Genomic DNA, 26,147 nt, shown 5'->3' on the forward strand with positions numbered 1-26,147 from the left:
CCCCGGCCCGCGCCGGGGTGCTTGTTTTTCGGCCGGCGATGCGTCAGATTCTCTGGCGAACCGGCGAGTACATAACGCCACTGGGGACAACACCACGGCCTAGACAACCGTGAGAGGAGACACCAAATAATGAAGACACTTATCCGTAGCGCCTGCGCGATTGCGCTGCTGCTCCCGCTCACCGCCACCGCCAAGGTTTCGGCAGACGAAGCCCAGCGCCTGAAGGATGGCGGCGACCTGACCCCACTGGGTGCAGAACGTGCCGGTAATGCCGATGGCTCCATCCCTGAGTGGGGCGGTGGCCTGATGTCCTCGGAAGCCCCGGAAAAGTACGAAGGCTTCAACACCCGGCTGTATAACCCTTGGCCAGATGACGAGCCCATAGACGTCATCACCAACGACAACCTGGCCGAGTACAAAGCGCTCCTGTCGCCCGGCCAGATCGCGCTGTTCAAGAAGTTCGACGACTTCGAGATGCCGCTCTACCAGACCCGTCGTCGCAACGGCGCGCCACAGTTCGTGTACGACGCCACCTTCGAGAACGCGACCAAGGCCACGCTGGAAGCCAACGGCGAGGCGCTGGCCAATGCCATCATCGGTGTGCCCTTCCCGATTCCGGGATCCGGGCGTGAGGTCATCTGGAATCACAAGACGCGTTTCCGTGGCATGTCCGGCAGCCGTTGGAACGTGCAGGCGGCCGTCACCTCCTCCGGTGCCTACAACCTGGTGAAGCTGTACGAGGACTTCAAGTTCAACTACAGCCTTAAGGACGCCACGCCGGATTCGCTCAACAACGTGCTGATCTACTTCCTTCAGGAAATCCGCGAGCCGGCACGCCTAGCCGGTCAGTTCCTGCTGGTCCACGAGACCATGGACCAGGTGAAGGAGCCGCGTCGCGCTTGGCTATACAACCCCGGCCAGCGTCGACTGCGCCGCGCGCCCAACGTCGGCTATGACAACCCGGGCACGGGCTCAGACGGGCTGCGAACCAATGATCAGCTCGACAGCTTCAACGGCGCGATGGATCGCTACACCTGGAAGCTTGTCGGCAAGAAGGAAATGATCATTCCCTACAACTCTTACGAGTTGCACAGTGACGAGTACGAATACGACGACATCCTGGGTCGCGGGCACATTAATCAGGAGCTGACGCGCTACGAAAAGCACCGCGTCTGGGTGGTGGAAGCCGAAGTTCGCGACGGCACCAGCCACATTTATGCCAGCCGTACGTTCTACGTCGACGAAGACACCTGGACCATCGTGCTGCAGGACATCTACGACAAGCGTGGTCAGCTGTGGCGCGTGCATGAGCAGCATGTCTTGGCTTCCTACGGAGTCTCCAAGCAGTTTGGCGAAGCCTCCGGCCTGCCGGGCACCTCAGCCGAAGTCGCCTACGACCTGCTGAACAACCGCTACCTCGCGTTCGCCATGAACAATGAGGAAGACGAGGCGCAGGAAGCGAAGTTCGGTGATGATCACTTCACGCCCTCAAACGTGAAGCGGATGGCGCGCCGCTAAACGCAAACCCTTGCAGGGTTAACAAGGCCCGGTCAGGTGGATACCTGATCGGGCCTTTTTAGTTTCGGGGCCAGCCTGTCAACCGGGCTCGGCCGTCAGGCCGAAACAACATGGCGATTTGCTGTCTGCACGCGGTGAGCTGCAAATAGAGCGATGCAGTCCGCCACGGAACACAGCCAACATCGGACTCTCATCGCAAGCAGATTTCGCCCTATCGGGCGAGCCGATTTTCTTTGTGCGCCCAAAGAAAACCGGCGAAAAGAAACGGCGCCCGATCACGTGGCCCGCCGCCTGTTCGGCGGCGGGTGCCCTGTGCTTCTCGCAGTCGGTGGGCGTTGCAGACGGGCCGTCCTGGCCCGGCTGCAACGGCTTCGGCATCCTTGCCTCGCTCGGCGCTGCGCGCCGACTCATCCACCGCCTGCTGCGATGCTCGGCCTACGTGACACGGGTTCAAACTCAGGTCTCGCCGGATCACGGGGTTTTCCGTGCCTGTGCGCAGCCGAGACGCGCAGCCGGCGACGGATTAGCGGGTCGGCTGTTTGAGCCCGCGCAGCGGGCGAGTTTCCGACCCGCCCGGCGGCGGCGAGCATCGCAGGGCAGTCGTCGCGCCGCAGGCGCGCCGACCTGAGCAGTGGCATCTGCCCTTTTCCGCCCCTTTTGGGCACGCAAAAGGGGCTCGGCCTTCAGGCCGAAACAACAGTGCGATTCGCTGTCTGCACGCGGAGACCTGCAACCAAAGCGATTCCGTTCGCCACGGAACACACCAATGTCGGGCTCTCATCGCAAGCAGGTTTCGCCCTGTCGGGCGAGCCGATTTTCTTTGCGCGCCCAAAGAAAACCGGCGAAAAGAAACGGCGCTCGGCCACGTGACACGGGTTGTTGTCGGGCCACCCGACACCTGGGCACGGACCAACCGACTATCATCACATCGCTACGCCCCGCCATCCTCCAGCAGCCGCGCACCCGAACCTGCCTCTCCCAGGGCATCACCGGGGTTTCTCAGGGGACACCGATCGATGGACAGGCAGCCACAGCCAATACAGTCGGATAGTTCATCGCGCAGCTGCGTCAGACGTTGGATACGCGCGTCGAGCTCGTCACGCCAATTCGCGGAGAGCCGCTCCCAGTCCTCACGCGTGGGCGTGCGTTGCTTGGGCAGGGTGGCCAGTGCATCGCGGATCGTCTTGAGCGGTATGCCYGCACGCTGGGCGACCTTGATCACGGCGATCCGCCGCAGCACATCGCGGGCAAACCGCCGCTGATTGCCGGCATTCCGCCAGCTGGTAATCAGCCCTTGGGCTTCATAAAAGTGCACGGTGGACACCGCCACACCACCGCGTCGGGCCACCTCACCCACGGATAACGGCTGTCGGGTATCCATCCCCTTGGACTGGCCCGTCACCGCCGCGCCAGCACCAGCGCTAGTGCTTGCTCTGCGACGGAGGCTCTGCCCGGGCCGCCGTGAACAGGGCACGCGCGTCATCGGCCTCATAGACGTAGGCTTGGCCGCAAAATTCGCAGGCAGCCTCGACGCGGCCCTGTTCCTGGATCAGCGCTTCGACATCCTCCTCGCCCAGCGAGAGCAACAAGGTGCCAATACGCTCGCGCGAACAGCGGCAGGCCAGCGTCACCGGACGATTGTCGTGGCGACGCAACCCCAAGGTGCCGAACAGCTTGCGCAGCAGGTCATCCGGATCCGATGCCAGCAACTCCTGATCACCCAGCGTGTCGGCCAGCGTGGTCACGGTCTCGAAGCCATCCAGCGACCCGGCCTCACCGGGCAGCCGTTGGATGAGCAGGCCTGCCGCAACAGCCGGGTCGGCGCCCAGCCAGAGCCGCGTCGGCAACTGTTCGGATTGAGCAAAGTAGCCTTCGAGGTCCCGTGCCAGCGACGCACCCCCCGCAGCCACGATGGCCTGGTAGCGGTCCATGCCCGATTCCGGATCCACCATGACGGCGCACTGCGCGCCGGCGACCGCAGTCGCCCAGTCACCCGGCATCGTCTCCGGCGTGGTCTGCAACATGGAGCGCAGGTGCAGCTGGTGGTCGATCTGGGCGACCAGTAATGGCAGATGCTGTCCGCCCTGCATCTGCAGATTCATGCGCCCTTTGAACTTGAGATTTGCAGCCAGCAGCGGCAGCGCCGCGGTGGCCTCACCCAGGATGGACCGTTCGGCCCCGTCGAGCCCGAACCGCTGCCACCAGTCCTGCCAGGATTCATCCAGCCGGACCAGTGCACCGCGCACCGGGAGTTCGGTGAAGTCGAATCGAATCAGCTGCCCCATCGGATCATCCCGGGCTTGATCAGCCCTGCAGTTTTTCCTTGAGCAGGCGATTGACCTCGCCCGGGTTGGCCTTGCCCTTGGTCGCCTTCATCGCCTGGCCCACAAAGTAGCCAAACAGCTTGTCCTTGCCGGAGCGGTACTGCTCCAGCTGGGTCGGGTTGGCTGCTATGACCTCATCGAGAATCTTGCCCAGTGCATCGGGGTCGGTGATCTGCTTGAGGCCCTTGGACTCGATGATCTCATCCGCCGACCCCTCGCCGGCCCACATGGCGATGAACACATCCTTGGCGATCTTGCCGGAAATAGTGTTGTCCGCAATGCGCATGACCAGCCCCGCCAGCGCCTTGGCATCCACCTTGGATTCGCCGATATCCAGACCATCGGCATTGAGCGAGGCTGCCAAATCACCCATGACCCAGTTAGCCGTCAGCTTGGCGTTCACCGTCCCGGCATACTCGACTGCCTGCTCGTAGTAATCGGCAAGTTCGCGGGTCGATGTCAGCACCCCGGCATCGTAGGCCGACAGGCCATACTGCTCGACGAACCGGTCCCGCTTGGCGTCCGGCAGCTCCGGCATTGTCGTGCGCGCCGCAATGATGTCGGACTCGGTGGTCACAACCGGTAACAGGTCCGGGTCCGGGAAGTAGCGATAATCATTCGCCTCTTCCTTGGACCGCATCGCGCGGGTCTCGCCGGTCTGGGTGTTGAACAGGCGGGTTTCCTGGATGACCTCACCGCCGGATTCGATCACGTCGATCTGACGCTCGATCTCGTAGTTAATCGCCTTTTCGACAAACCGGAAGGAATTCAGGTTTTTGGTTTCGGTGCGGGTGCCGAACTCGGTGGCACCCTGACGACGCACGGACACGTTGGCGTCGCAGCGGAATGAGCCTTCCTGCATGTTGCCGTCACAGATCTCGAGATAGCGCACAAGCGAGTGCAGTTTCTTGAGATAGGCCACGGCCTCCGCCGCCGAGCGGATGTCGGGCTCGGAGACGATTTCAATCAATGGCGTGCCGGCCCGGTTCAGGTCGATGCCCGAGCCACTGCCGAAACCTTCATGCATGGACTTACCCGCATCCTCTTCCAGATGCGCACGGGTGATGCCGATGCGCTTGGTCTCGCCGTCCACCTCGATATCCAGATGTCCGTTGGCGACGATCGGCAGCTCGTACTGGCTGATCTGATAGCCCTTGGGCAGGTCCGGATAAAAATAATGTTTGCGGGCAAAGACGCAGCGCGGCGCGATATCGGCATCAACAGACAGGCCGAATTTGATGGCCATGCGCACGGCTTCTTCATTCAGCACCGGCAGCACACCCGGCATACCCAGGTCGATGGCGCAGGCCTGGGTATTCGGTTCGGCCCCATAGGCCGTCGACGCGCCCGAGAAAATCTTGCTCTTAGTCTGTAGCTGGACATGGACTTCCAGCCCGATGACAACTTCCCAACTCATTCGGAGATCTCCAGGCCGGTCCGCTCAATCAGTTCTGCAACCGACCAATCATTCCGGCAGGTGGGCGCCTGATCGCTGGCACCCGACAAAGTGTAGTGAAGGGTTTGCGGCTGCCAGCCACGCTGCGCGGCCGGCTTGAATTTCCACTTATGCAAGGCCTTGGCGGCGCTAGACTCGAAGGTTTCAGGCGGCTTGGCGTCCACCGTGCGCACGGCGCTCACCCGGCCGTCCGCCTCGACCAGCACGACGGTGGACACACAACCCTGCTGACCATCGCGCGCCTCAGCGCGGGGATACAGCGGGGCAATGCGCACCAGCGGCTGGGTGTCGATGACCGGCAATGGCGGAAACACATCGGGCACCGTCTGAGGCTCTGGCGCAACAGCCACCGGCTCGGCCAGAGGCTCCGACGACGTCGCACAACCCGCAAGCCCTGCGGCGAGCACTGCAATCAGCCCGGCTCGACGCATGCTCAGAACCCAGCCGGCCGAGCCTTGTGATGCTCGGTCATGCCCTGGAACTGATGCGCCAGATTCAGAATGCCCGCCTCATCAAAGGCCTTGCCAATCAGTTGCACCCCAACCGGCTTGCCATCGACCAGCCCGGCCGGCATGGACAATGCCGGCAGACCCGCCAGGTTTGCGGCAATGGTGTAGATGTCGTTCAGGTACATCGCCACCGGGTCATCGGTCTTGTCGCCCAGGGCAAAGGCCGGCCCCTGCGTTGTCGGCCCGATGATGGCGTCAACCTGCTCGAACGCGCGGGCAAAGTCATCGGCGATGAGGTGCCGAACCTGCTGCGCTTTCAGGTAGTAGGCGTCGTAGTAGCCCGCAGACAGCACATAGGTTCCGACCATGATGCGACGCTGCACCTCGCGCCCGAAGCCTTCCCCGCGCGAACGCTTGTACAGCGCTTCCAGTGAGTCGGCGCCCTCGGCCCGATGGCCGTAGCGCACGCCGTCATAACGCGCCAGATTGGAGCTGGCTTCAGCCGGTGCCACGACGTAGTACGTGGGGACCGACAAATGCATGTTCGGCATCGAGATTTCGACAATCTCGGCCCCCTGCTGGCGATACACCTCCAGCGCGGCCTCCAGTGCGGCTCGCGCACCGTCATCAAGGCCCTCGGCGAGAAATTCCTTGGGCAGGCCCAGCTTGCGGCCAGCCAGGGGCGCATCCAGCGCGGCCCGGTAATCAGGCACCGGTGCGTCAACGGAAGTGGAATCGGCAGGATCGAAGCCCGCCATGGCCTGCAACACCAACGCGGCATCGGCTGCCGTCCGAGTGATCGGCCCTGCCTGGTCCAGGCTGGAGGCAAACGCGATCATGCCGTAGCGCGAACAACGGCCATAAGTCGGTTTCAGGCCGGTGAGGTTGGTCAGCGCCGCTGGCTGGCGAATCGACCCCCCGGTGTCCGTGCCTGTCGAAAACGGCGCCAGGCCGCCGGCCACCGCGGCGACCGAACCGCCGGACGAGCCGCCAGGCACCAGATTGGCCTCCACGCCCCAGGGATTCTTCACCGGGCCGAAGTGACTGGTTTCGTTGGACGAGCCCATGGCGAATTCGTCCATGTTCGTCTTGCCCAGCATCACCACACCGGCCGCGGCCAGCTGGCGCACGACCGTCGCGTCATAGGGCGCGGTGAAGTTCGCCAGCATCTTCGAACCGCAGGTCGTGCGAACGCCCTGGGTACAGAAGATGTCCTTGTGCGCCATGGGCACGCCGGTCAGCACACCGGCGTCGCCCGCCGCGCGCTGCTGGTCGGCAGCGTCGGCCGCCGCCAGCGCCTGCTCGGCTGTGACGGTGATGTAACTGTTCAACGCCTGATCGTGGCTCTCGATCCGGCGCAAGTAGTGTTCGGTGAGTTCCCGGCTAGAGAACCGTTTGTCAGCCAGCCCCTCGGCCAGCTCGGTCACGCTCAGTGCATGCAATTCCATGTTGGATTCCGTCTGGCCTGGTTACTCGATGACGCGCGGGACGCGGTACAGGCCGCGCTCGGTGGCCGGCGCGAGCGCCTGGAAACGCTCGCGCTGGTCGGTTTCGCTAACAGCATCCGGCCGCAGGCGCTGGACCATATCCAGCGGATGCGCCATGGGCGAAACATCGGTGGTATCGGCCTGGTTGAGCTGATCCACCATGGCCAGAATGTCATTCAGGTTGCTGGAGTAGCGCTCCACATCGGCTTCGTCGAGTTCCAGACGCGCCAGATGCGCGACGGTACGCAGCTGATCTTCGGTAAGACTCATGAAATAGGGCCCAGTCGGCGGGTTAACGCGGTGATGACGCGGCAGAACGCCGCGAAACGGCGAAGAAAGGTAGCATAGGGCCTGCTTGCCCAAAACCCTCGCCGTTGATAGATTTCGCGCCTTCATACGAGGGGAGTCGATCCGAATTCCCCCGCTCGCCCTGCCTCACTACCGACGGTTCTTGATCTGATGCTGGACAATATCCGCGGGTTGTTCGTTAACGACCTGTCGATCGACCTGGGTACAGCCAACACCCTTGTATACGTACGCGACCAGGGCATTGTCCTGAACGAGCCTTCCGTGGTGGCGATTCGCACCGATGCCCGCGGTGCCAAGCGCATCGAGGCGGTCGGCATCGACGCCAAGCGCATGCTCGGCCGCACCCCTTCGAATATCAGCACCATCCGGCCGCTGAAGGATGGCGTCATCGCCGACTTCATGGTGACGGAGAAGATGCTGCAGCACTTCATCCGCAAGGTGCACAAGCGCCGGATGTTCCGGCCGATTACCCGCGTGATCGTCTGCGTGCCCTACGGTTCCACGCAGGTGGAACGACGGGCGATCCGCGAGTCGGTCACCAATGCCGGCGCGCGCAAGGTCATGCTGGTTGAAGAACCGGTGGCGGCTGCCATCGGCGCGGGCATTCCTGTGGGCGAAGCCCGGGGCTCTATGGTGCTGGATATCGGCGGCGGCACCTCCGAGGTGGCGGTGATCTCGCTGAATGGCATCGTCTACGCTGAATCGGTCCGCATCGGCGGTGACCGCTTCGACGAAGCCATCGTCAGTTACGTGCGACGTCAGTACAACATGCTGATTGGCGAGGCGACGGCAGAGCGCATCAAACACGAAATCGGCACCGCCTTCCCAGGCCATGAAGTGCAGGAGATCGACGTGGTCGGTCGCCACCTGTCGGCTGGCGTGCCCCGTAGCTTCACGCTGAACTCCAATGAAATCCTCGACGCCCTGCAGGAACCGCTGTACGGCATCGTCGGCGCGGTGAAAACGGCGTTGGAATCCACACCGCCGGAACTGGGCTCCGACGTGGCCGACCGGGGGATCGTGCTCACCGGTGGCGGGGCCCTGCTGCGCGACCTGGACAAGCTGATCTCGGAAGAGACCGGGCTGCCGGTGATCATCGCCGATGACCCACTGACCTGCGTTGCCCGCGGCGGCGGCATGCTGCTCGAGATGATCGACCGCCAGGGCGAGGTTTACACCCTGGATTAGGGCGGCATCGGCCCGGCGATTGCATCACGACTAGAGCAATCGCATGTAAGCCGCTGAACGCGGGAATTTTTCTGCTTCAGCGGCGTTGTCATTGCGTCAATTTTTTGTCTACACTTGTGAGCCAAGTCGCACTCATCCGGAGTGTTCTGACTTGGACGGGCGATTTGGGGTGGACGACCTACATAACGATTCAATCCGGCCACTGTTTCCGCGCGGGCCCTCACTCGGCCTGAAGGCGATACTGCTTGCCATCATGTCCATTGGCCTCATGTTCGCCGATGACCGGACAGATACGCTCAATCCCGTTCGCTCCTTTATCGCTGTAGCCGCCGTTCCCGTGCAGTGGATGGCCAGTCTTCCGAATCAGGCTGGCGAGGTGGCCGAGCATTTCGCTTCCCGCCAATCCCTTCTTGAACAAAACGCCGAGCTGCGCGACCAGCAGCTGCATTTGCAGGCGCGCCTGCAAAAGCTGGATGGTCTGGCCGCTGAGAACGCGCGAATCCGTGCGCTGCTGCTCTCGTCCAAGCGCCTGCATGAGCAGGTACTGATCGGCGAGATCGTCTCTTCAAGCATGGACCCATACCGTCACTATGTGACCCTCAACAAGGGTGGTATGGAAGGCGTGTACAAGGGCCAGCCGCTCATCGATGCCCACGGCGTCATGGGCCAGGTGGTCGAAGTCACGCCGATGAGTTCCACCGCCATCCTGGTCACCGACCCCAATCACGGCATCCCGGTGGAGATTAATCGCACGGGCCTGCAGACGGTCGCCCACGGCGCCGGCGACAGCCGTGGTCTGGCCCTGCCGTTTCTACCGGCGAATGCCGACGTCCAGGTTGGCGATCTGCTGGTCAGCTCGGGCCTGGGCGGTCGCTACCCGGCAGGTTATCCCGTCGGCGTGGTCTACGATGTCCAGCACGAATCGGGCGAGCATTTTCTGGACGTATCGGCACGGCCGGCGGCCCGCCTGAACCAGGGGCGTGAGTTGCTGCTGGTCTGGAAGGACGGCGCCCCGCCGGTCACCAATGTGGCCGAACAGCTGGATCAGCGTCGCGATGCCGGGCTTCCCGCCTTCGCGCAGTCCGCTTCCCCGCAGTGAGCGACGACCGCCGGGCATCGGCCCCGTTGATTCTGATCAGCATTTTGCTGGCGTTGGTGCTGTCCAAGATCATGCTTCCGGACCCGCTGGCGGTGCTGCGGCCGGCCATGGTGCCCATGATCGTTTTCTACTGGCTGCTGATGGTGCCCGATCGCTTCGGCCTGACGATGGCGGCGGTGCTGGGGCTGGTGTTGGATGTCCTCACAGGCACGTTACTGGGCGCCCATGCGTTTGCGCTCACGGTCTCCGGCTATCTGGTCGCTCGCATGGCGCTCATCGTGCGATTCTGGCCGGCTTGGCAGCAAAGTCTGGCCCTGTTGCCCATGTGGGGTCTCTACGCGTTCCTGATGTTCTGGATCGACGGGGTCACGCATCGCAATGCTGACGCCCTGCTACGCTTCGCGCCCGTGCTGACCACGGCCATTGCTTGGCCACTGTTGTGCGGCGTGATGAGCTGGGCCAATCCCCCCACCGAAGACGCCTGAGCGTTTGCGGGGGCCGCTCCGCTCGCGCTCCACGACCCGCCCCACCCGACCATCATGACCCCAAGCCACTCCGCCGACAGTCGCCTGTCCCGTCGTGTCTGAGATCAAGTCGATCAAGAACCCGTTCGCCGAACGCCAGCTCACGCTGGTACGGGCGATCATCGCAGGCATTGGTGTTGTCGGCCTGACCCTGGTGCTCGTCGGGCGGCTGGGTCAGCTGCAGGTCATGGACCACGCCGTCTACGCCACGCGCTCCGATGACAACCGCATGCGTGTCCGCATCATCGCGCCGGCCCGTGGCCTGATCTACGACCGCACGGGCGTGGTTCTCGCGGAGAACCTGCCGACCTATCAGTTGGAAATCGTCCCCGAGCAAGTCCACGACGTGGAAGACACGGTCACCGCCCTGGCCGAGCTCATCGATATTCCCGACCGTGACCGGGAACGTTTTTACCGGCGGGTGGACCAGGAACCGGCCTTCAGCAGCATTCCGCTGCGCACGCGGCTGACGCCGGAAGAGGTCGCCGCGTTCGAGGTCAATCGCCAGGACTTCCGCGGCGTGGAAATTCATGCCGCGCTGACCCGCCGCTATCCCTTGGGCCAGCTTGCCGCTCACGTCGTGGGGTACGTCGGCTCCCTGTCCGAGGCTGATGCGGCCCGGCTGGACCCGCGCCGCTATCGAGGCACCCAGCGCATCGGCAAGGTCGGCGTGGAAGCCGCCCACGAGTCGCTGCTGCATGGCGAGCCCGGCAGCAAGATCATCGAGGCCAATGCCCAGGGTCGCACCTTGCGTGACCTGGACTACCAGCGACCCAGTGCCGGTGAGAATCTGTACCTGACGCTGGACGCGCGGATCCAGGAAGCCGCTGTCACCGCATTGGGTCAACACGATGGCGCCGTGGTGGCCATCGATCCGAACAATGGCGACATCCTGGCGCTGGTCAGCCGCCCGTCCTTCGACCCCCACCTGTTCGTCGATGGCATTGATTACGTCACCTACGCCGGACTCAATGCCGACCCGGGCCGGCCGCTATTCAACCGTGCACTGCAAGGTCAGTACCCGCCCGGCTCCACGGTGAAACCGGTCATGGCGCTGGCAGGCCTGGAAGCCGGGGTGACCACGCCTCGCCACCGCGAGATGTGCATCGGTTACTTCATGCTGCCCAATAACGAGCGGCGCTACCGCGATTGGAAACGCAGCGGCCACGGCCTGGTCGACATGCACGATGCCATTGCCCAATCCTGCGACGTGTACTTCTACCAACTGGCCCTGGACATCGGGATCGACCAGATCCACGACTTTCTCGGCCTGTTCGGGCTGGGCAGCACACTGGGCGTGGATCTGCCGGGCGAAAAGCCTGGCCTGCTGCCCTCGCGCGACTGGAAGCGCGCCGTGCGTAACGAAACCTGGTACCCGGGCGAGACCCTGAACGTCGGCATCGGCCAGGGCTTCATGACCACCACGCCACTGCAACTGGCCCATATGACGGCCATGCTGGCCACTCGAGGCCAGGGGTACCGGCCCCGCATCCTGTCGGCGAAGCAAATACCCAGTACGGGTGAGGTCATCAGCTACGAGCCGACACCCTTGCCGCCCATGCACCTCGGCGACGAGGCATATTGGGACAAGGTGGCCGCGTCCATGGAAGCCGTGATGCACACCCCACGGGGAACCGCCACCAGCTCCGGTGCCGGTGCCAGTTATCGCATTGCCGGCAAGTCCGGCACCGCGCAGGTCACCGGCCTTTCGCAGGAGGACGACCAGGCACCGGATCTGCTGGATGTCCCCCGCGAGCTCCGTGACCACGCCCTGTTCGTGGCCTACGCGCCGTCAGACAATCCACAGATTGCCGTGGCGGTCATCGCCGAACATGCCGGTAGCGGCGGCCGGGTGGCAGGCCCGATTGCACGTGCGGTGATGGACGCCCGCTTGGAGCCTTCGCCATGAGCCAGGGTCAGCCCGATCAATCCGGCTTCCAGCGACTGCTGCTGCAGCTACACATCGATGCGATTCTGCTGGGTCTCATCCTCATCGTTATGACACTGGGCCTGTTCGTGTTGTATAGCGCCAGTGGCGAGAGCAGCGCCGCCGTTGTCGGCCAGCTCAAACGCATCGCACTGGGTCTGGTGGTGATGCTCGGCCTGGCACAGGTCAATCCGGACACCTTTCGTGGCGTGGCGCCATGGGTGTATGCCGGCGGTCTCGTGCTGCTGGTGCTGGTCTTGCTTCTGGGCGATACCGCCAAGGGCGCGCAGCGTTGGCTGGATCTCGGCGTGATTCGGTTCCAGCCTTCGGAGCTGATGAAGCTGGCCGTCCCCATGGTGCTGGCCAGCTATCTGCACGCGCGGACGTTGCCGCCGCGTTTCCGAACGGTGCTGGCCGGCACAACGCTGCTCGTGCTGCCCACCGCGCTCATCATGCAACAGCCTGATCTGGGCACCGCGCTGATGATTGGTATCAGTGGCGGGTTCGTCTTGTACATGGCCGGCCTGCGCTGGCGGATTATCGGCGGTGTCGCCCTGGCGGGTGCCGCTGCGTTACCGCTGCTGTGGTCTCAAATGCACGGGTACCAGCGCGAACGCGTCCTCACCTTCCTCAACCCGGCTCGCGACCCTGGCGGCGCGGGGTATCACATCACCCAGTCGAAGGTCGCCATCGGCTCAGGCGGACTGTTCGGCAAAGGATGGCTGAACGGGACCCAGGCCCAGCTGGATTTCCTGCCGGAATCGGCCACGGACTTCATCTTTGCCGTCTACGCCGAAGAAGTCGGGCTGCTCGGCGTGTTGTTGCTACTGATTCTGTACCTCGCCATTGTCGGCCGCGGACTGTTTATTGCGGTCAAGGGCCAGGACTCCTTCCAGCGCCTGCTGGCCGGAAGCCTGAGTCTGGTGTTCTTCTTCTACGTCTTCGTCAACATCGGCATGGTCATTGGCCTGCTGCCGGTGGTCGGCGTGCCCCTGCCCCTGATCAGCCAGGGGGGGACCTCAATGGTAAGCTTGCTCGCCGGAATGGGGGTGTTGATGTCGATCCATACACATCGCCGTCTGCTCGCAAGTTAAATCGGACTTTTGATGATCAGGAAAGGACTGGGCTTGGCCCTGGTAGTCGCCTGCAGCACGGCTGCAGCCGACTACTCCGCGCACCCCAAGGCCGGGGAACTGCTGGAAACGCTTCGGTCGAAGTACGCCTTTGACGTGGAAGCCCTGCAGGCCACCCGCGAGGCGCTCATCGACGCCAAGCGCGTGGACAAGCTCATCAAGCAAGAGCGCAATGCCCCCGAGCGAACCTGGACCTGGTTCGACTATCGCCCCATCCACGTCAACCCGAAGAACATCGCCAACGGTCAGGCGTTCGTTCGCCAGCATCAGGCGCGTTTCGACGCCGCCGAGGCTCGCTGGGGAGTACCGGGCGCCGTGGTCGCGGCCATTATGGGCGCCGAGACCAAGTACGGTGGTTACACGGGGCCGCATCGCATTCTCGATTCCCTGGCGACACAGGGTTTCGACCACCCGACACGCACCCCCTTCTTTTTCAATGAACTGGTCGAGTTCTTCGTCCTCTGCCAGGAGCTGGGGATGGACCCGCGGGCGCCGAAGGGGTCCTACGCAGGCGCCATGGGCCTATCGCAGTTCATGCCCAGCAACTACCGCCGACTGGCGGTGGATTTCGACAACAGCGGTCACGTCGATCTATGGGACGTTGACGACGCCATCGGCAGCACGGCGAATTATCTGGTGCACTACCGCGGCGCTGGCAAGGGCTGGCAGCGCGGCGAACCCGTGGCCGTGCCCGCGCAGCTAACCGAGCCCATGCCGCAATGGGCCAAGACCAACACCAAGTTCCCAAGCAGCACCGTCGGCGAACTCACCCGCCTGGGCTTTCGCCCGTCGATTCCACTCGATGACGACATGCCGGCCGGCATTATCGCGCTGGAGATCGAGCCTGGCCGCACGGCCTATTGGATCGGGCTGCAAAATTTCTATGCATTAATGTCATACAACCCGCGGACCTTCTACGCCATGTCCGTGTTCGAACTCAGCGAGGCGATCGCGTCCCATGACTCACCGTAAAAATGCCGCGGCGGCGACCGCGGCCCTCGCAGCGCTGCTGCTCAGCGGCTGCTTCGGCGGCAAGCACATCGGTCCTTCGGATGGCCCGCCCAGCGATCCGGAAGTGAATCCGTGGAACGTTCCGGAAGCCGTGCCCAAGTATGAACCCCGCAGCAAGTACGGCAACCCGGACAGCTATGTCGTGGCGGGCAAGCGCTACTACGTCAAGGACAGTGCAGCCGGCTATCGCGAAGTGGGTGGGGCGTCCTGGTATGGCTCCAAATTCCATGGGCGTCGCACCTCCAGCGGCGAGCCCTTCGACATGTACAAGATGACCGCTGCGCATCGAACGCTGCCCATTCCCAGCTACGTGCGTGTGCGCAATCTGGAAAATGACCGCGAGGTCATTGTGCGCGTGAACGATCGCGGACCGTTCCACGACGACCGGATCATCGACTTGTCCTGGGTGGCCGCCGTGCGGCTTGGCCTGGAGCAGCAGGGTTCGGCGCGGGTGGAGGTCGAAGCCATCACTCCGGATGCCGGCACCCAGGCCGTAGAGATCGAACCCATCGAGCCCGCACGCCCCCTGCCCGCCACACCGATCGCCTCCCCGGTACCACCGCCGAGCGTGACGCCTCCACCGGCGCCCGAACCTCGACCCGAGGCGATCAACCCGATCCAGCCGGGCGAGTTGAGCTATCTGCAGGTGGGCGCGTTTGCTGACCTGGAGAATGCCAACCGCATGGCAAACCGCCTGCGAACCGAAGGCTTCCCGCAAGTCATTGTTCGGTCGGTCAAGATTCGCGGCCAGATTGTCCACCGCGTGCTAACCGGTCCGTTCGTCAACGAATCGGACCGCAATGCCGCCAAGAACGTCTTGGCCAGCCGCGGTTACGAAACCTATGTCATTCGCGACGATCAGACCCCCTGATCCGCCCGACCCGCTCCACCAGACCTGACTGCTCATGATGCGTTCCCTGCTGATTTTCGTCGCCCCGCTGTTGCTCGGCCTGGCCCAAACCACCGTTGCCCTGGCGGCGGCCATGCCGACCCCCGAGCCGCCCAGCTTTGACGCCACCAGCTACCTGCTCGTCGATTTCCATAGCGGCCAGGAGCTGGCCGCGCGCGACCCCGACATGCGGGTGGAGCCGGCCAGCATTACCAAGCTGATGACCTCCTACATCGCATTTTCGGAGATCCAGAAAGGCAACCTGTCGCTGGAGGAAGAGGTCACGATCAGCGAAACCGCCTGGCGCACCGGAGGGTCTCGGATGTTCGTGGAGGTCGGCTCCGCGGTCACGGTAGAGAACCTGCTGCGCGGGATCATCATCCAGTCCGGTAACGATGCCAGTGTTGCGCTGGCCGAACATATTGCCGGGAGCGAAAGCGCGTTTGCCGAGTGGATGAACAGCTACGCACGCGACTTGGGCATGACGGGCTCCAACTTCGTCAACGCCACCGGCTGGCCGCATGCCGATCACTACGTCACGGCCCGCGACATCGCCACACTGGCCAAATCGCTCATCGACAATTTCCCCGAGCATTACGCGCTCTACTCGGAAAAAGTCTTCGAATACAACAGCATCAAGCAGTACAACCGCAACAAGCTGCTGTGGCGCGATGATTCGGTCGATGGCCTGAAAACAGGACATACCGAGTCCGCGGGCTACTGCCTGGTGTCCTCGGCCGAGCGCGATGGCATGCGGCTGATTTCCGTCGTGCTGGGCACCGGCAGCGAAAGCGCCCGGGCCAGTGCCAGCCAGTCGCTGCTGAACTACGGCTTCCGCTTCTTTGACACCCGTCGCCTGTATGAGGCCGGCGAGCCGATCACCACGGTGCGCCCCTGGAAGGGCGCTTTCGATGCCCTGGACCTGGGTGTCGAGAATGATTTGTACGTCACGGTTCCCCGGGGCCGAATCGGCGATATCGTCGTGCAGCCAGACGTAGCCGATCAACTCATCGCCCCGATCCAGGGCGGGACCGTGCTTGGCGAGCTGCATATCGGCCTGGACGGCGAGCGCATTGCCAGCGAGCCGCTGGTCGCACTGCGCGATGTTCCGAAAGGCGGCCTATGGCGTCAGCTGGTTGATGAAGTGCGCCTGCTCATCGCACGCTAGCCGCCCGCACGACTCGACGAGATTTCCGCATGGCCCGCAAGACTGATGCGTCACAAGACACGCTGCTCGAATTTCCCTGTGACTACCCAGTCAAGGTCTTCGGTGGCAACACGCCCGACTTCACCCGGCACGTGCGTGACCTGCTGGCCCCGATCATTGGCGTGGTCGCCGACGATGCTGTCGACACGCGCATGAGCAAGGGCAATCGCTACCTGGCGGTGACCATCCGTTTTGAGGCCACCAGCAAAGATCAGGTAGATGCGGTCTATGAGGCGCTCACCGCAGATACGCGCGTGGTCATGGCCCTGTGAGCCGCCCGGTTCGCGTTCGTTGGCTGGGTCGCCAGCCCTACGAGCCGATTTATGCGCGGATGCGCCAGTTCACCGCCGACCGGCACGCAGGCGATGACGATGAGCTCTGGCTGCTGGAGCACGAGCCGGTCTTCACCCAGGGGCGCGTGGGCGACGCCGCCCATTTGCTCAATCCGGGTGATATTCCGGTGGTACAGACCAACCGTGGTGGACAGGCGACCTACCACGGCCCCGGCCAGCTCATGGTCTATGTATTGCTCGATCTCCGGCGCCACGGCCTTGGGGTGCGCGCCGTCGTCGAGGGCCTGGAAGGGGCTGTCATCGACGCCGTGGCGCCTGATGACATCAACGCCTACATCAAAGATGGCGCGCCCGGTGTGTATGTCGACGATGCCAAGTTGGCCTCGTTGGGGCTGCGCGTCGAACGATTCCGCAGCTACCACGGCTTGGCCGTCAACGTGGCCATGGACCTGGAGCCCTTCAGCCGCATCAACCCCTGTGGCTATGCTGGCCAGCAAATGACACAGACCAGTACGCTTGGCGGCCCGACCACTGTCCCCGCCATGGCACAACGCCTGTTGCCGGCACTCGGCGCGCGGCTGGGCCTGCAATGGTCGGACGATTGGAGTGACCCCACGTTTTGGCGATAATCGAAACCGTGACCGGCGCCAGGGTTTCGTCGACCCGGATTGGGAACACCCCGGCGCCCCAGCGGTCTGTCTTGAGGACTGCGATCACGCTCCCCATTTTGATCTCCGCGGCCCGTGAAGGGCTGTGACCGCACACAGCACAGGAGTGCTACTGATGAAAGCCATTTGGACCGCTGCAGCTGCGATGCTGTTGTCCGTTTCTGTCGCCCAGGCGGCCACCAACGTCACGCCTCCGGACGAGCTGGCCCGCAATACGGCCAATGCCCTGCTTGAAGAACTCAAGACCAACAAGGAAAGCTTCAAACAGAATCCCGAGCAGCTGTATGCCGTGGTCGATCGCATCGTGCTGCCGCACTTTGATTTCGACTACGTCTCCAAGCTGGTTCTGGCGCGTTACTGGCGCAAGGCAACGCCGGAGCAGCGCACGCGCTTCCAGCAAGCGTTTCGCTCTCAGCTGGTGAGCTTCTACGGTGACGCCTTGCTGGACTACAGCGACGAAACCGTGCGTTGGGAAGACGCTCCTGTGCCGGAAGATGCCACCGATGTGACCGTGAAATCCGAGATCGTCCCCAAGGGAGGCGACCCGATTCAGATCAGCTACGCCACCCACCTGACCGACGGCCAGTGGAAGGTGTACGACGTCACCGTGGATGGCATCAGCCTGGTCACCAATTACCGCGGTCAGTTCGCCGCAGAGATTCGCCGCAACGGTCTGGACGCCTTGATTCAGCGTCTGGAGTCCGAGAGCAACGCGACCAGCTAAGGGTCTCGTCGTCCAAGCAAAGGGAGTGGCCATGCGCCTGATTGCACTGCTCATCGCGGCCGGGGTGTCCGCGGGATGTGCCCATTCACCGACCTACGATCCGCTGGATCCGCTGGAGCCGGTCAACCGCGGCATCTACAAGTTCAACGATGCGGCCGACACGTACGTGTTGCGACCGGTGGCCAAGGGCTATGTGGCCGTCACACCGACATTCGTGCGCACCGGGGTGACGAATTTCTTCAGCAACCTCACCTACCCGCTGACCATTGTGAACCAGTTCCTGCAGGGTAAACCGGCAGATGGGTTCAGCGATGTGGGTCGGTTCCTGATCAACAGCACCCTGGGCATCGGTGGGCTGTTCGACCCGGCTACGCCGCTGGGTCTGGAGAAACACGACGAGGACTTCGGTCAAACCTTCGGCACCTGGGGCGTCGGACACGGCTGGTATCTCATGCTGCCCTTCCTCGGGCCCAGCACCAATCGCGACCTGACCGGACGGCTGTTCGCCATCCCGCTGAACCCTACCTACTACTCGGATGAAAGCGAGTGGATTCTCGGCCTGTCCGCGCTGGACATCGTGAACACGCGCGCCATGCTGCTGAATGCGGATCGACTGGTCCGCAATCAGTACGACCCGTACGTGTTCATCCGCGATGCCTATCTACAGCGTCGGCGGGCACAGGTTTACGACGGCAATCCGCCGCGCGAGGACTTCGACTTCGACGAATAGGCTGGCGACTTGGTTGAACGGTTCAGGCAGCACCGATCAATTCGCAGCACCTAGACGGCCCGGTTTTCACCGGGCCGTTGCCGTTCGGGCCGGCGGCGAACTGTCAATACACTGCGCTGAGCACCAGCACAGAGGTCAGCGTCACCACGAACGGAATACCGATGGTCACCATGGCAATGTCCTTGTAAGCCTGTCGGTGCGTCAGCCCGCAGATCGTCAGCAGCGTGATCACCGCACCATTGTGCGGCAAGGTGTCAAAGCCACCACAGGCCATGGACGCAATGCGGTGCATCAGCTCACGCGGGATGTTCAGATCCGCGGCGAGCTGATTGTAGGTGTCGCCTAATGCCGCCAGCGCAATCGAAAGTCCCCCGGACGCCGAACCCGTAATCCCGGCCAGCACGTTGATCGCGACCATCTCGGAGATCAGCGGATTGCCAGGCGCCACATTGACCACGGCATTCTTGACCAGCACAAAGGCCGACAGGCTGGCGATGGTGGTGCCGTAGCCCACCTCCGAAGCGGTGTTGAATGTGGGCAGCAGCGAGCCGTTGGCGGCCAGTTTCAGCGAGCCATTGAGCTGATCCCAGCTGCGATAGTGAATCAGGATCACCGACAGATTGGCGACGAGTAGAGCGACAATCATGGCCCATAACCCGCGCAGCTTGCCGATGTCGGTGTTCCCGAACTCTTCCGTAGCCAGATAAGCCGTATCCCAGTTCGGGATCAGCCATTCCACCAGCGCAAAATTCACGCCGATGACCAGCACAATCGGCAGCACCGCCACGGCAAAGCCCGGCGTGGGTCCGTCGAACTGCGCGGGTTCGTTGCTGTGACCGCGGCCATACCCCTCCCCGGCCGCCCGGGCCTGACGATAGCGCCGATTCAGCCACCAAACGCCGCCGCCCATCATGCCCAGACCGCCCAGCAGCCCGAGCACGGGCGCGGCAAAGGCCGTTGTTTCGAAATAGGGCATGGGGATGAGGTTGTGGATTTGCGCGGTGCCCGGCAGGCAGGTCATCGCAAACGTAAAGGCTCCCAACGCCAAGGTGCCGCCGATCAACCGCTTGGGAATGTCCAACTCGCGGAACAGGGCAGCCGCCAGCGGATACACCGAGAACGCGACGACAAATGCAGAGACACCGCCGTACTCGAGCAGGCCACAGGCCAACACGATCGCGAGAATGCCGTGGCGCGCCCCGAGTCGGCGAACAAAGGTTTGGGCGATGGCACGGGCACAGCCCGAATCTTCCATGAGCTTGCCGAAGATGGCCCCCAGCAAAAAGATCGGGAAGTACTTCACCGCAAAACCACCCATGGCCGTCATGAACACCTGGGTGTAGGCGCCCAGTAGCGGTACACCGCCGTTGAGCACGCAGGCCAGCATCGCCAGCACGGGTGCCAGCACAATCACGGACACACCGCGATAGGCCAACCACATCAACAAAACCAATGACAACAGAATGCCGGCGATGCCGATCATGTGAACTCCCCTCCCCGCAACGGATGCTTGTTGTTATGTGATCGCGGTGGCCCCCACGGCGTGTCGCAGCGCAGCATCACCGCGCCATGAAGTCAACGCGTTTTCCACCTATGATAGCCGCCATCAGACCCGGGACCGACCGGGCTTTTACATTCAGGAGACCCCATGAGCGAACGCCTCCCACTGTTCCTCGAAGGCCGCTTCGTGCAGAGCAGCAGCGACCAGAGCATTCCCGTCACCAATCCGGCGACTCAGGCCGTGCTGACAGAAGCCCCGGCGGCGACCACCGAAGAGATGGATCGTGCCATTGCCAGCGCCCAGGCGGCGTTCGAGCAATGGAAGCACACGGCCCCCTCGGCTCGGGCGCGGCTATTCATGCGCTATCAACAGCTCCTCAAGGACCACCACGATGAATTGGGCGAGCTGCTGGCACAGGAAACCGGCAAGAACTTTGAAGATGCCAAGGGCGACGTCTGGCGCGGCATCGAAGTCGTCGAGCAGATGTGCAACATCCCCTCGCTACTCATGGGCGAGACCGTGGACAACGTGGCCACCGGCGTGGACACGCATTCGCATGTCCAGCCCCTGGGTGTCTCGCTGGCCATTACGCCGTTCAATTTCCCGGCCATGATCCCGCTGTGGTTCTTCCCCACAGCGATTGCCGCTGGCAATGCCTGCATTCTCAAGCCCAGCGAGCAGGACCCGATGACGCCCAACCGGCTGGCCGAGTTGTTCGTCGAAGCCGGTTTCCCGCCTGCCCTGCTGCAGGTCATCCATGGTGGGAAGCAGCAGGTGCAGTACCTGATGGAGCACGAGGGCATTGCCACCGTGTCGTTTGTCGGGTCGGTGCCGGTGGCCGAGCATGTCTACCGCACCGCCACCCAACACCTGAAGCGGGCCCAGTGCTTCGCCGGGGCCAAGAACCACATGGTGGTGATGCCCGATGCGGACAAGCAACAGGTCATCAACAACATTGTCGGTGCCTCCGTCGGCGCCGCCGGGCAGCGCTGCATGGCGATCTCGGTCGCCGTGCTGGTCGGCGAAACGCGGGAATGGGTGACCGATATCCGCCAAGCACTGGCCCAGGTCCACCCAGGACACTGGGACCAGCCGGACGCCGCTTACGGCCCATTGATTTCTCCGGCCGCCAAGGCACGGGTCGAGTCGTTGATCCAGCAGGGCGTCGACGAAGGGGCGACCCTGGAGCTGGATGGCCGCGGCTGTCAGGTCGAAGGCTACCCCGACGGCAACTGGGTGGGACCGACGCTGTTCTCGCAGGTCAGCCCGGACATGACCATCTACCAGGAAGAGATTTTCGGCCCGGTGCTATGTCTGGTGGAGGCGGCCGATCTTGACGAGGCGCTGACCCTGATCAACAACAACCCCTACGGCAACGGCACCTCGCTATTTACAGCGTCGGGCGCGGCCGCCCGCAAGTTCGTTTCGGAGGTCAAGGTTGGCCAGGTGGGCATTAACATCCCCATTCCCGTGCCACTGCCCTTCTTCAGCTTCACCGGCTGGCGACGCAGTTTCTTTGGCGATCAGCACGCCTACGGCAAGCAGGCGATCCGCTTCTTCACCGAAACCAAGACCGTCACCTCGCGCTGGTTCGATTCCGGCATGCCCGCCTCCGGCCCCAACATGTCGATCAACCTGCGCTAATGCCTCAGGGGCTGGAACACTGGGCAGCACGCAGTGTCATCGTCCTGGCGCTGGCCGTAGCGTATTTGTGGCTGGTGAGCCACAGCATCGGCTGGGTGTCGCAAATAGGCTGGTCGCTACAGCCGCAGCCAACTTGGTGGATGTACACACAGCTAGGCATCACCCATTTACTGGCCGTGCTCATCGCCGCCTTGCCCATCGCCATGCTGGTCGCACTGAGCATCTCCCAGCAACCGTTGCGACATGCACTGGCACTGGCCACACCGACGGCGGCAACGCTGGTCTATGACGTCTTCATCGGCTACCCGGAGGCATTGCTGGGCCCCAGATCAACGGGGGAAGTCGTGCTGTCTTTGATCAGTGTCCTCATGCTGCTGACCATGCCGGCTGCGCTGACCTGGCTGATCCAGCGCTGGCGCCCCGCCCCTGGTCATCCAGCGGTACTGACATGAACCGTGCGCTTGCACGCCTGCTGGGCAACACGCTTGCCCTGCTCGTAGCGGGGCCCGCCGCCGCCGAGGTCGTAGCGCAATCATCCAGCGGCTTTCTGGTCCGGCACCAAGTCATGGTCGATCTGCCGCCGCTGCAAGCCTATCGCACGTTGACCGATCTCCATCGCTGGTGGAATCCGGCGCATACCTGGTCGGGCGATGCCGCCCATCTTCGGCTGGAAGCCCGCGTCGGTGGCTGCTGGTGTGAGCGCTGGATTGAGAACGGGCAAACAGTGGATATCGAACACATGCGAATTCGTGCTGCGCGACCCGGCGCACTGCTGCGAGCAACCGGCGGCTTGGGACCGCTGCAAGAATTGAGCGTCAGCGGAACGCTGAGCTGGACCCTCGAAGCCGGCGACGCCGGCCAAAGCATTGTGACCATGGAATACACGGTCTCCGGGTGGACGCCCGACGGACTGGATGCCTGGGCAGAGCCCGTGGACTTCGTCCTTGGCGAACAAAGTCAGCGCTACGCGCGTCTAATCAACACCGGCCATGCGGACGCCCCATGAATTTCGAACTCTCTGACGACCAGCAGGCGCTGGTCGACGCGGCCCGGGATTTCTCGGTCAAGGCGTTGGCGCCACAGGCTGCAGAATGGGATGCCCAATGCCATTTTCCGGTGGATGTGCTGCGCGAGGCCGCCGAACTGGGCCTGCTGGGACTCTATACACCGGAGGCCGCCGGCGGCTTAGGGCTGTCGCGGTTGGATTCGGTCCTCATCGTGGAAGAGCTCGCGCGCGGCTGCACCTCCACCACCGCCTACATGACCATCCACAACATGTGTGCGTGGATGCTCGGCGCCTTTGGCAGCCCGGCCATTCACGAGCGCTTCGTCAGCCCTCTGGTGAGCGGTGAGCAACTGGCCTCCTACTGCCTGACCGAGCCTGGCAACGGTTCGGATGCCGCCAACCTCAAGACCACGGCGCGGCGCGACGGCGACCATTACGTCGTCAACGGCGCCAAATGCTTCATCTCCGGCGCAGGCTCCACCCAGGTGCTGGCGCTCATGGCCCGGACCGGTGGCCCCGGACCCAAGGGGATCTCCTGTCTGGCCGTGCCGGCGGATCTCGATGGCATCAGTTTCGGCAAAAAGGAAACCAAGCTGGGCTGGAACTCCCAGCCGACGCGAACCATCAGCTTCGAAGACGTCCGGGTGCCGGTCGACTGCCTTGTCGGAGAGGAAGGCCAAGGCTTCACGTTCGCCATGAAAGGCCTGGATGGTGGACGTCTGAACATCGCCACCTGCTCGGTGGGCACAGCGCAGGCGGCCTTGGACACCACCGTGGCCTACGTGAAAGGCCGCAAGCAGTTCGGTCAGGCCGTGGCCGACTTTCAGGCCACCCAGTTTCGCCTGGCCGACATGCAAACCGATTTGATCGCCGCCCGGCAGATGATTCGCCTGGCCGCCAGCAAGCTGGACGCCGCCCACCCGGAGGCCACCGCCTACTGCGCCATGGCCAAGCGCTTCGCCACCGATGCCTGCTTCGATATCTGCAACGCGGCGCTGCAGCTGCACGGCGGTTACGGCTATATCCGCGAATATCCCATCGAGCGGATGGTGCGCGATACCCGCGTCCACCAGATTCTTGAAGGTACGAACGAGATCATGCGCGTCATTGTGGGGCGCAGACTCCTGCTGGACCACACCCTGGAGATGTTGAGATGACGGACCAACTACAAGTCGCAATCGATGGCAGTGTCGCGGTGCTCACCATCGACAACCCGCCGGCCAACACCTGGACGCTGGAGTCGCTCAACGCCCTGCCCGACCTGCTGGCCGACCTCGAATCCGACGAGTCGATCCGCGCTTTGGTGGTCACGGGCGCCGGCGAAAAATTCTTCTCCGCAGGCGCCGAATTACGGACCTTCGCGGACGGCGATGTGGCTATTGCCAGCGAAATGGCCCGCGCCTTCGGCTTTGCGTTCGAAGCGCTTGCCGAATGCGATTTGGTCACCATCGCGGCCATTAACGGCTACGCCATGGGCGGCGGCCTGGAGACGGCCTTGGCCTGCGACATGCGCATCGCCGAGTCCCATGCCCAGATGGCGCTCCCCGAAGCCAGCGTTGGGCTGCTGCCCTGCGCAGGCGGCACCCAGCGCCTGCCATGGCTGGTCGGAGAAGGCTGGGCCAAGCGCATGATTCTCTGCGGCGAGCGTGTGGATGCCGACACGGCGCTGGACATTGGCCTGGTCGAGGAAGTCGTGGACCGCGGCGAGGCGGTCGCCGTGGCCCAGGAACTGGCGGGCCGCGTGCAGCGACAGGCGCCCGGCAGTGTCGTGGCCTGTAAACGGTTGATCCACGCCGCCGAGCGTCAGCCGCTGCAAACGGCGCTGGCCATGGAACGCGAGGAATTCGTCGAGTTGTTCAACTCCGATGACCAACTCGAAGGCGTGACCGCGTTTCTGGAAAAGCGCGCACCGGAATGGACCAACGGATAGCCGCATGACCGACCACCCGATCCTGATCGAACAACGTGGCGCGCTGGGCCGACTCACGCTGAATGCGCCCAAGGCGTTGAACTCGCTGAGCCGTCCCATGGCCCAGGCGCTGCAAGCCCAGCTGGACGCCTGGGCTGACGACCCGACCATTGCCGTGGTCTGGCTGGATGGCAGCGGCGACAAAGCGTTCTGCGCCGGCGGTGATATCCGCGCCATGTACGACGCCATGCAGACGGTATCCGTCGGGCAGCGTGTACCCGAGACCGAAGCCTTCTTCGTTGATGAATACCGGTTGGACTACCGAATTCATACCTATCCCAAGCCCATCGTGGTCTGGGGCAGCGGCATCGTCATGGGCGGGGGCATCGGCCTGATGTGTGGGGCGGCGCACCGCCTAGTCACGGAGACCTCCCGCCTGGCCATGCCGGAAATCACCATCGGCCTTTATCCGGATGTCGGAGGTTCCTGGTTCTTGAATCGCATGCCCGGTGGCCTGGGCGTATTCCTTGGATTGACCGGCGCCCAGGTCAATGCCACCGATGCCATCGCACTGGACCTGGCCGATCGGATGGTGGCCAGCGATCAGCGCGAGGCCTTGCTCGGCGCCTTGTCCGAGGCGACGTATGGCGACCAGGCCGAGACGGTCCTGCGCGACATTCTTCGCGACTTCGAACGGGCCGCCGATGGCCTGCGACCGCACAGTCAGATCAACCCGCACCGCGAGCACATCCGCAGGCTGACCGATCACGCTGCCGTGGCGGATTGCGTGGCGGCCATCTCGGCGGTCGAGACAGAAGATCGCTGGCTGGGCCGCGCGGTGGCGACCCTGCGCAAGGGCTGCCCGATGACGGCGCATCTGGTTGACGCTCAAATTCGCCGCAGCCGCCATGCGTCGCTGGCCGAAGTCTTTCGCATGGAGCTGGTGATGTCCGCACGCTGCTGCATGGGGCCGGATTTTCGTGAGGGTATCCGCGCCCTGCTCATCGACAAGGATGGCGCGCCACAGTGGTCGCATGCCGATGTTGCCGCAGTCCCGGCGGCGCAGGTCGAACAACACTTCGCGCCACCCTGGTCCGGCGATTCGCCGCTGGCGGACCTGGGCTAGACCACCCACAGACCGGCCCGAGCCG

General features: G+C 63.5%; 26 protein-coding genes. 19 read left to right on the plus strand and 7 right to left on the minus strand.

Annotation, left to right across the window (positions count from 1 at the left end):
• Nucleotides 1-129: 129 nt before the first annotated feature.
• The gene (locus DEH80_RS11245) at nt 130-1,518 is read left to right on the plus strand and encodes a DUF1329 domain-containing protein (RefSeq protein ID WP_109720597.1); all 1,389 of its coding nucleotides are present in this window, start codon (nt 130-132) and stop codon (nt 1,516-1,518) included.
• A gap of 931 nt (nt 1,519-2,449) precedes the next feature.
• On the opposite strand, the gene soxR is transcribed toward DEH80_RS11245, so the two are convergent.
• From soxR to gatC, 6 genes are read right to left on the minus strand one after another with little or no spacing between them, the layout of a single operon-like run.
• A complete protein-coding gene (soxR, locus tag DEH80_RS11250) occupies nt 2,450-2,899 on the minus strand; it encodes a redox-sensitive transcriptional activator SoxR (RefSeq protein WP_109720598.1) in 450 nt (149 codons plus the stop codon).
• Nucleotides 2,900-2,939: 40 nt separating this feature from the next.
• Entirely contained in the window at nt 2,940-3,803 is an 864-nt protein-coding gene (gene hslO / locus DEH80_RS11255; protein WP_109720599.1) for an Hsp33 family molecular chaperone HslO, read from the minus strand.
• Nucleotides 3,804-3,822: 19 nt separating this feature from the next.
• Nucleotides 3,823-5,259 carry an Asp-tRNA(Asn)/Glu-tRNA(Gln) amidotransferase subunit GatB gene (gene gatB / locus DEH80_RS11260; protein ID WP_109720600.1) on the minus strand — a complete coding sequence of 479 codons (1,437 nt, stop codon included), beginning with the start codon at nt 5,257-5,259 and terminating at the stop codon, nt 3,823-3,825.
• Nucleotides 5,256-5,729: an energy transducer TonB gene (locus tag DEH80_RS11265; RefSeq protein ID WP_109720601.1), complete on the minus strand. Its 474-nt coding sequence runs from the start codon at nt 5,727-5,729 to the stop codon at nt 5,256-5,258. Before DEH80_RS11265 ends, gatB begins: the two co-directional genes overlap by 4 nt.
• Nucleotides 5,730-5,731: 2 nt before the next feature.
• The gene (gatA, locus tag DEH80_RS11270) at nt 5,732-7,189 is read right to left on the minus strand and encodes an Asp-tRNA(Asn)/Glu-tRNA(Gln) amidotransferase subunit GatA (RefSeq protein ID WP_109720667.1); all 1,458 of its coding nucleotides are present in this window, start codon (nt 7,187-7,189) and stop codon (nt 5,732-5,734) included.
• 27 nt (nt 7,190-7,216) lie between these two features.
• Nucleotides 7,217-7,504, minus strand: coding sequence for an Asp-tRNA(Asn)/Glu-tRNA(Gln) amidotransferase subunit GatC (gatC, locus tag DEH80_RS11275; RefSeq protein WP_109720602.1), 288 nt, complete (start codon nt 7,502-7,504; stop codon nt 7,217-7,219).
• 189 nt (nt 7,505-7,693) lie between these two features.
• Here gatC and DEH80_RS11280 point away from each other — a divergent pair, with 189 nt between their 5' ends.
• From DEH80_RS11280 to DEH80_RS11335, 12 genes are all read left to right on the plus strand, one after another.
• Entirely contained in the window at nt 7,694-8,731 is a 1,038-nt protein-coding gene (locus DEH80_RS11280) for a rod shape-determining protein (RefSeq protein WP_109720603.1), read from the plus strand.
• Between the two features lie 169 nt (nt 8,732-8,900).
• Nucleotides 8,901-9,830: a rod shape-determining protein MreC gene (gene mreC / locus DEH80_RS11285; RefSeq protein WP_165831436.1), complete on the plus strand. Its 930-nt coding sequence runs from the start codon at nt 8,901-8,903 to the stop codon at nt 9,828-9,830.
• Entirely contained in the window at nt 9,827-10,315 is a 489-nt protein-coding gene (gene mreD / locus DEH80_RS11290; protein WP_165831437.1) for a rod shape-determining protein MreD, read from the plus strand. Before mreC ends, mreD begins: the two co-directional genes overlap by 4 nt.
• 94 nt (nt 10,316-10,409) lie before the next feature.
• On the plus strand, nt 10,410-12,263 hold the full coding sequence (mrdA, locus tag DEH80_RS11295) for a penicillin-binding protein 2 (protein ID WP_109720606.1): 1,854 nt from the start codon (nt 10,410-10,412) through the stop codon (nt 12,261-12,263).
• Nucleotides 12,260-13,375, plus strand: a complete 1,116-nt coding sequence (rodA, locus tag DEH80_RS11300) for a rod shape-determining protein RodA (protein ID WP_109720607.1) — start codon at nt 12,260-12,262, stop codon at nt 13,373-13,375. Before mrdA ends, rodA begins: the two co-directional genes overlap by 4 nt.
• A 12-nt stretch (nt 13,376-13,387) precedes the next feature.
• Entirely contained in the window at nt 13,388-14,386 is a 999-nt protein-coding gene (gene mltB, locus DEH80_RS11305) for a lytic murein transglycosylase B (protein WP_109720608.1), read from the plus strand.
• Nucleotides 14,373-15,296, plus strand: a complete 924-nt coding sequence (locus tag DEH80_RS17705; RefSeq protein ID WP_109720609.1) for a septal ring lytic transglycosylase RlpA family protein — start codon at nt 14,373-14,375, stop codon at nt 15,294-15,296. Before mltB ends, DEH80_RS17705 begins: the two co-directional genes overlap by 14 nt.
• 34 nt (nt 15,297-15,330) lie before the next feature.
• Entirely contained in the window at nt 15,331-16,482 is a 1,152-nt protein-coding gene (locus tag DEH80_RS11315; RefSeq protein ID WP_207774573.1) for a D-alanyl-D-alanine carboxypeptidase family protein, read from the plus strand.
• A 29-nt stretch (nt 16,483-16,511) separates the two neighbouring features.
• Nucleotides 16,512-16,793 carry a YbeD family protein gene (locus DEH80_RS11320; protein WP_109720610.1) on the plus strand — a complete coding sequence of 94 codons (282 nt, stop codon included), beginning with the start codon at nt 16,512-16,514 and terminating at the stop codon, nt 16,791-16,793.
• Nucleotides 16,790-17,443, plus strand: coding sequence for a lipoyl(octanoyl) transferase LipB (gene lipB, locus DEH80_RS11325; RefSeq protein WP_109720611.1), 654 nt, complete (start codon nt 16,790-16,792; stop codon nt 17,441-17,443). The genes DEH80_RS11320 and lipB overlap by 4 nt, the downstream gene beginning before the upstream one ends.
• 154 nt (nt 17,444-17,597) lie before the next feature.
• Nucleotides 17,598-18,206, plus strand: a complete 609-nt coding sequence (locus DEH80_RS11330) for an MlaC/ttg2D family ABC transporter substrate-binding protein (RefSeq protein WP_133249215.1) — start codon at nt 17,598-17,600, stop codon at nt 18,204-18,206.
• 31 nt (nt 18,207-18,237) lie between these two features.
• Nucleotides 18,238-18,936 carry an MlaA family lipoprotein gene (locus tag DEH80_RS11335; protein WP_109720613.1) on the plus strand — a complete coding sequence of 233 codons (699 nt, stop codon included), beginning with the start codon at nt 18,238-18,240 and terminating at the stop codon, nt 18,934-18,936.
• Between the two features lie 103 nt (nt 18,937-19,039).
• Here the strand turns inward: DEH80_RS11335 and DEH80_RS11340 are convergent, their stop codons facing one another.
• Nucleotides 19,040-20,419: a GntP family permease gene (locus DEH80_RS11340; RefSeq protein ID WP_109720614.1), complete on the minus strand. Its 1,380-nt coding sequence runs from the start codon at nt 20,417-20,419 to the stop codon at nt 19,040-19,042.
• A 165-nt stretch (nt 20,420-20,584) separates the two neighbouring features.
• Between DEH80_RS11340 and DEH80_RS11345 the strand changes: the two genes are divergently transcribed.
• The 6 genes from DEH80_RS11345 to DEH80_RS11370 are packed head-to-tail and all read left to right on the plus strand — an operon-like array spanning nt 20,585 to nt 26,122.
• The gene (locus DEH80_RS11345) at nt 20,585-22,081 is read left to right on the plus strand and encodes a CoA-acylating methylmalonate-semialdehyde dehydrogenase (protein ID WP_109720615.1); all 1,497 of its coding nucleotides are present in this window, start codon (nt 20,585-20,587) and stop codon (nt 22,079-22,081) included.
• Nucleotides 22,081-22,533, plus strand: a complete 453-nt coding sequence (locus DEH80_RS11350) for a hypothetical protein (RefSeq protein WP_109720616.1) — start codon at nt 22,081-22,083, stop codon at nt 22,531-22,533. Before DEH80_RS11345 ends, DEH80_RS11350 begins: the two co-directional genes overlap by 1 nt.
• Nucleotides 22,530-23,087 carry an SRPBCC family protein gene (locus DEH80_RS11355; protein ID WP_109720617.1) on the plus strand — a complete coding sequence of 186 codons (558 nt, stop codon included), beginning with the start codon at nt 22,530-22,532 and terminating at the stop codon, nt 23,085-23,087. Before DEH80_RS11350 ends, DEH80_RS11355 begins: the two co-directional genes overlap by 4 nt.
• Nucleotides 23,084-24,244, plus strand: coding sequence for an acyl-CoA dehydrogenase family protein (locus DEH80_RS11360; protein ID WP_109720618.1), 1,161 nt, complete (start codon nt 23,084-23,086; stop codon nt 24,242-24,244). The genes DEH80_RS11355 and DEH80_RS11360 overlap by 4 nt, the downstream gene beginning before the upstream one ends.
• Complete coding sequence (locus DEH80_RS11365) at nt 24,241-25,017, plus strand: enoyl-CoA hydratase (protein WP_109720619.1); 777 nt, start codon at nt 24,241-24,243, stop codon at nt 25,015-25,017. Before DEH80_RS11360 ends, DEH80_RS11365 begins: the two co-directional genes overlap by 4 nt.
• Before the next feature lie 4 nt (nt 25,018-25,021).
• Complete coding sequence (locus tag DEH80_RS11370) at nt 25,022-26,122, plus strand: enoyl-CoA hydratase/isomerase family protein (RefSeq protein ID WP_109720620.1); 1,101 nt, start codon at nt 25,022-25,024, stop codon at nt 26,120-26,122.
• The last annotated feature ends 25 nt before the right edge of the window (nt 26,123-26,147 follow it).

It is taken from the genome of Abyssibacter profundi (assembly GCF_003151135.1).
GTDB classification, from domain to species: domain Bacteria; phylum Pseudomonadota; class Gammaproteobacteria; order Nevskiales; family OUC007; genus Abyssibacter; species Abyssibacter profundi.

Excerpts from the sequence above, each read along its gene's own strand:
- DEH80_RS11245 (WP_109720597.1), top strand. The coding sequence starts at position 130 with ATGAAGACACTTATCCGTAGCGCCTGCGCGATTGCGCTGCTGCTCCCG.
- hslO (WP_109720599.1), bottom strand. The coding sequence starts at position 3,803 with ATGGGGCAGCTGATTCGATTCGACTTCACCGAACTCCCGGTGCGCGGT.
- gatB (WP_109720600.1), bottom strand. The coding sequence starts at position 5,259 with ATGAGTTGGGAAGTTGTCATCGGGCTGGAAGTCCATGTCCAGCTACAG.
- DEH80_RS11265 (WP_109720601.1), bottom strand. The coding sequence starts at position 5,729 with ATGCGTCGAGCCGGGCTGATTGCAGTGCTCGCCGCAGGGCTTGCGGGT.
- gatC (WP_109720602.1), bottom strand. The coding sequence starts at position 7,504 with ATGAGTCTTACCGAAGATCAGCTGCGTACCGTCGCGCATCTGGCGCGT.
- DEH80_RS11280 (WP_109720603.1), top strand. The coding sequence starts at position 7,694 with ATGCTGGACAATATCCGCGGGTTGTTCGTTAACGACCTGTCGATCGAC.
- rodA (WP_109720607.1), top strand. The coding sequence starts at position 12,260 with ATGAGCCAGGGTCAGCCCGATCAATCCGGCTTCCAGCGACTGCTGCTG.
- mltB (WP_109720608.1), top strand. The coding sequence starts at position 13,388 with ATGATCAGGAAAGGACTGGGCTTGGCCCTGGTAGTCGCCTGCAGCACG.
- DEH80_RS17705 (WP_109720609.1), top strand. The coding sequence starts at position 14,373 with ATGACTCACCGTAAAAATGCCGCGGCGGCGACCGCGGCCCTCGCAGCG.
- DEH80_RS11315 (WP_207774573.1), top strand. The coding sequence starts at position 15,331 with ATGATGCGTTCCCTGCTGATTTTCGTCGCCCCGCTGTTGCTCGGCCTG.
- DEH80_RS11320 (WP_109720610.1), top strand. The coding sequence starts at position 16,512 with ATGGCCCGCAAGACTGATGCGTCACAAGACACGCTGCTCGAATTTCCC.
- DEH80_RS11330 (WP_133249215.1), top strand. The coding sequence starts at position 17,598 with ATGAAAGCCATTTGGACCGCTGCAGCTGCGATGCTGTTGTCCGTTTCT.
- DEH80_RS11335 (WP_109720613.1), top strand. The coding sequence starts at position 18,238 with ATGCGCCTGATTGCACTGCTCATCGCGGCCGGGGTGTCCGCGGGATGT.
- DEH80_RS11340 (WP_109720614.1), bottom strand. The coding sequence starts at position 20,419 with ATGATCGGCATCGCCGGCATTCTGTTGTCATTGGTTTTGTTGATGTGG.
- DEH80_RS11345 (WP_109720615.1), top strand. The coding sequence starts at position 20,585 with ATGAGCGAACGCCTCCCACTGTTCCTCGAAGGCCGCTTCGTGCAGAGC.
- DEH80_RS11350 (WP_109720616.1), top strand. The coding sequence starts at position 22,081 with ATGCCTCAGGGGCTGGAACACTGGGCAGCACGCAGTGTCATCGTCCTG.
- DEH80_RS11355 (WP_109720617.1), top strand. The coding sequence starts at position 22,530 with ATGAACCGTGCGCTTGCACGCCTGCTGGGCAACACGCTTGCCCTGCTC.
- DEH80_RS11360 (WP_109720618.1), top strand. The coding sequence starts at position 23,084 with ATGAATTTCGAACTCTCTGACGACCAGCAGGCGCTGGTCGACGCGGCC.
- DEH80_RS11365 (WP_109720619.1), top strand. The coding sequence starts at position 24,241 with ATGACGGACCAACTACAAGTCGCAATCGATGGCAGTGTCGCGGTGCTC.
- DEH80_RS11370 (WP_109720620.1), top strand. The coding sequence starts at position 25,022 with ATGACCGACCACCCGATCCTGATCGAACAACGTGGCGCGCTGGGCCGA.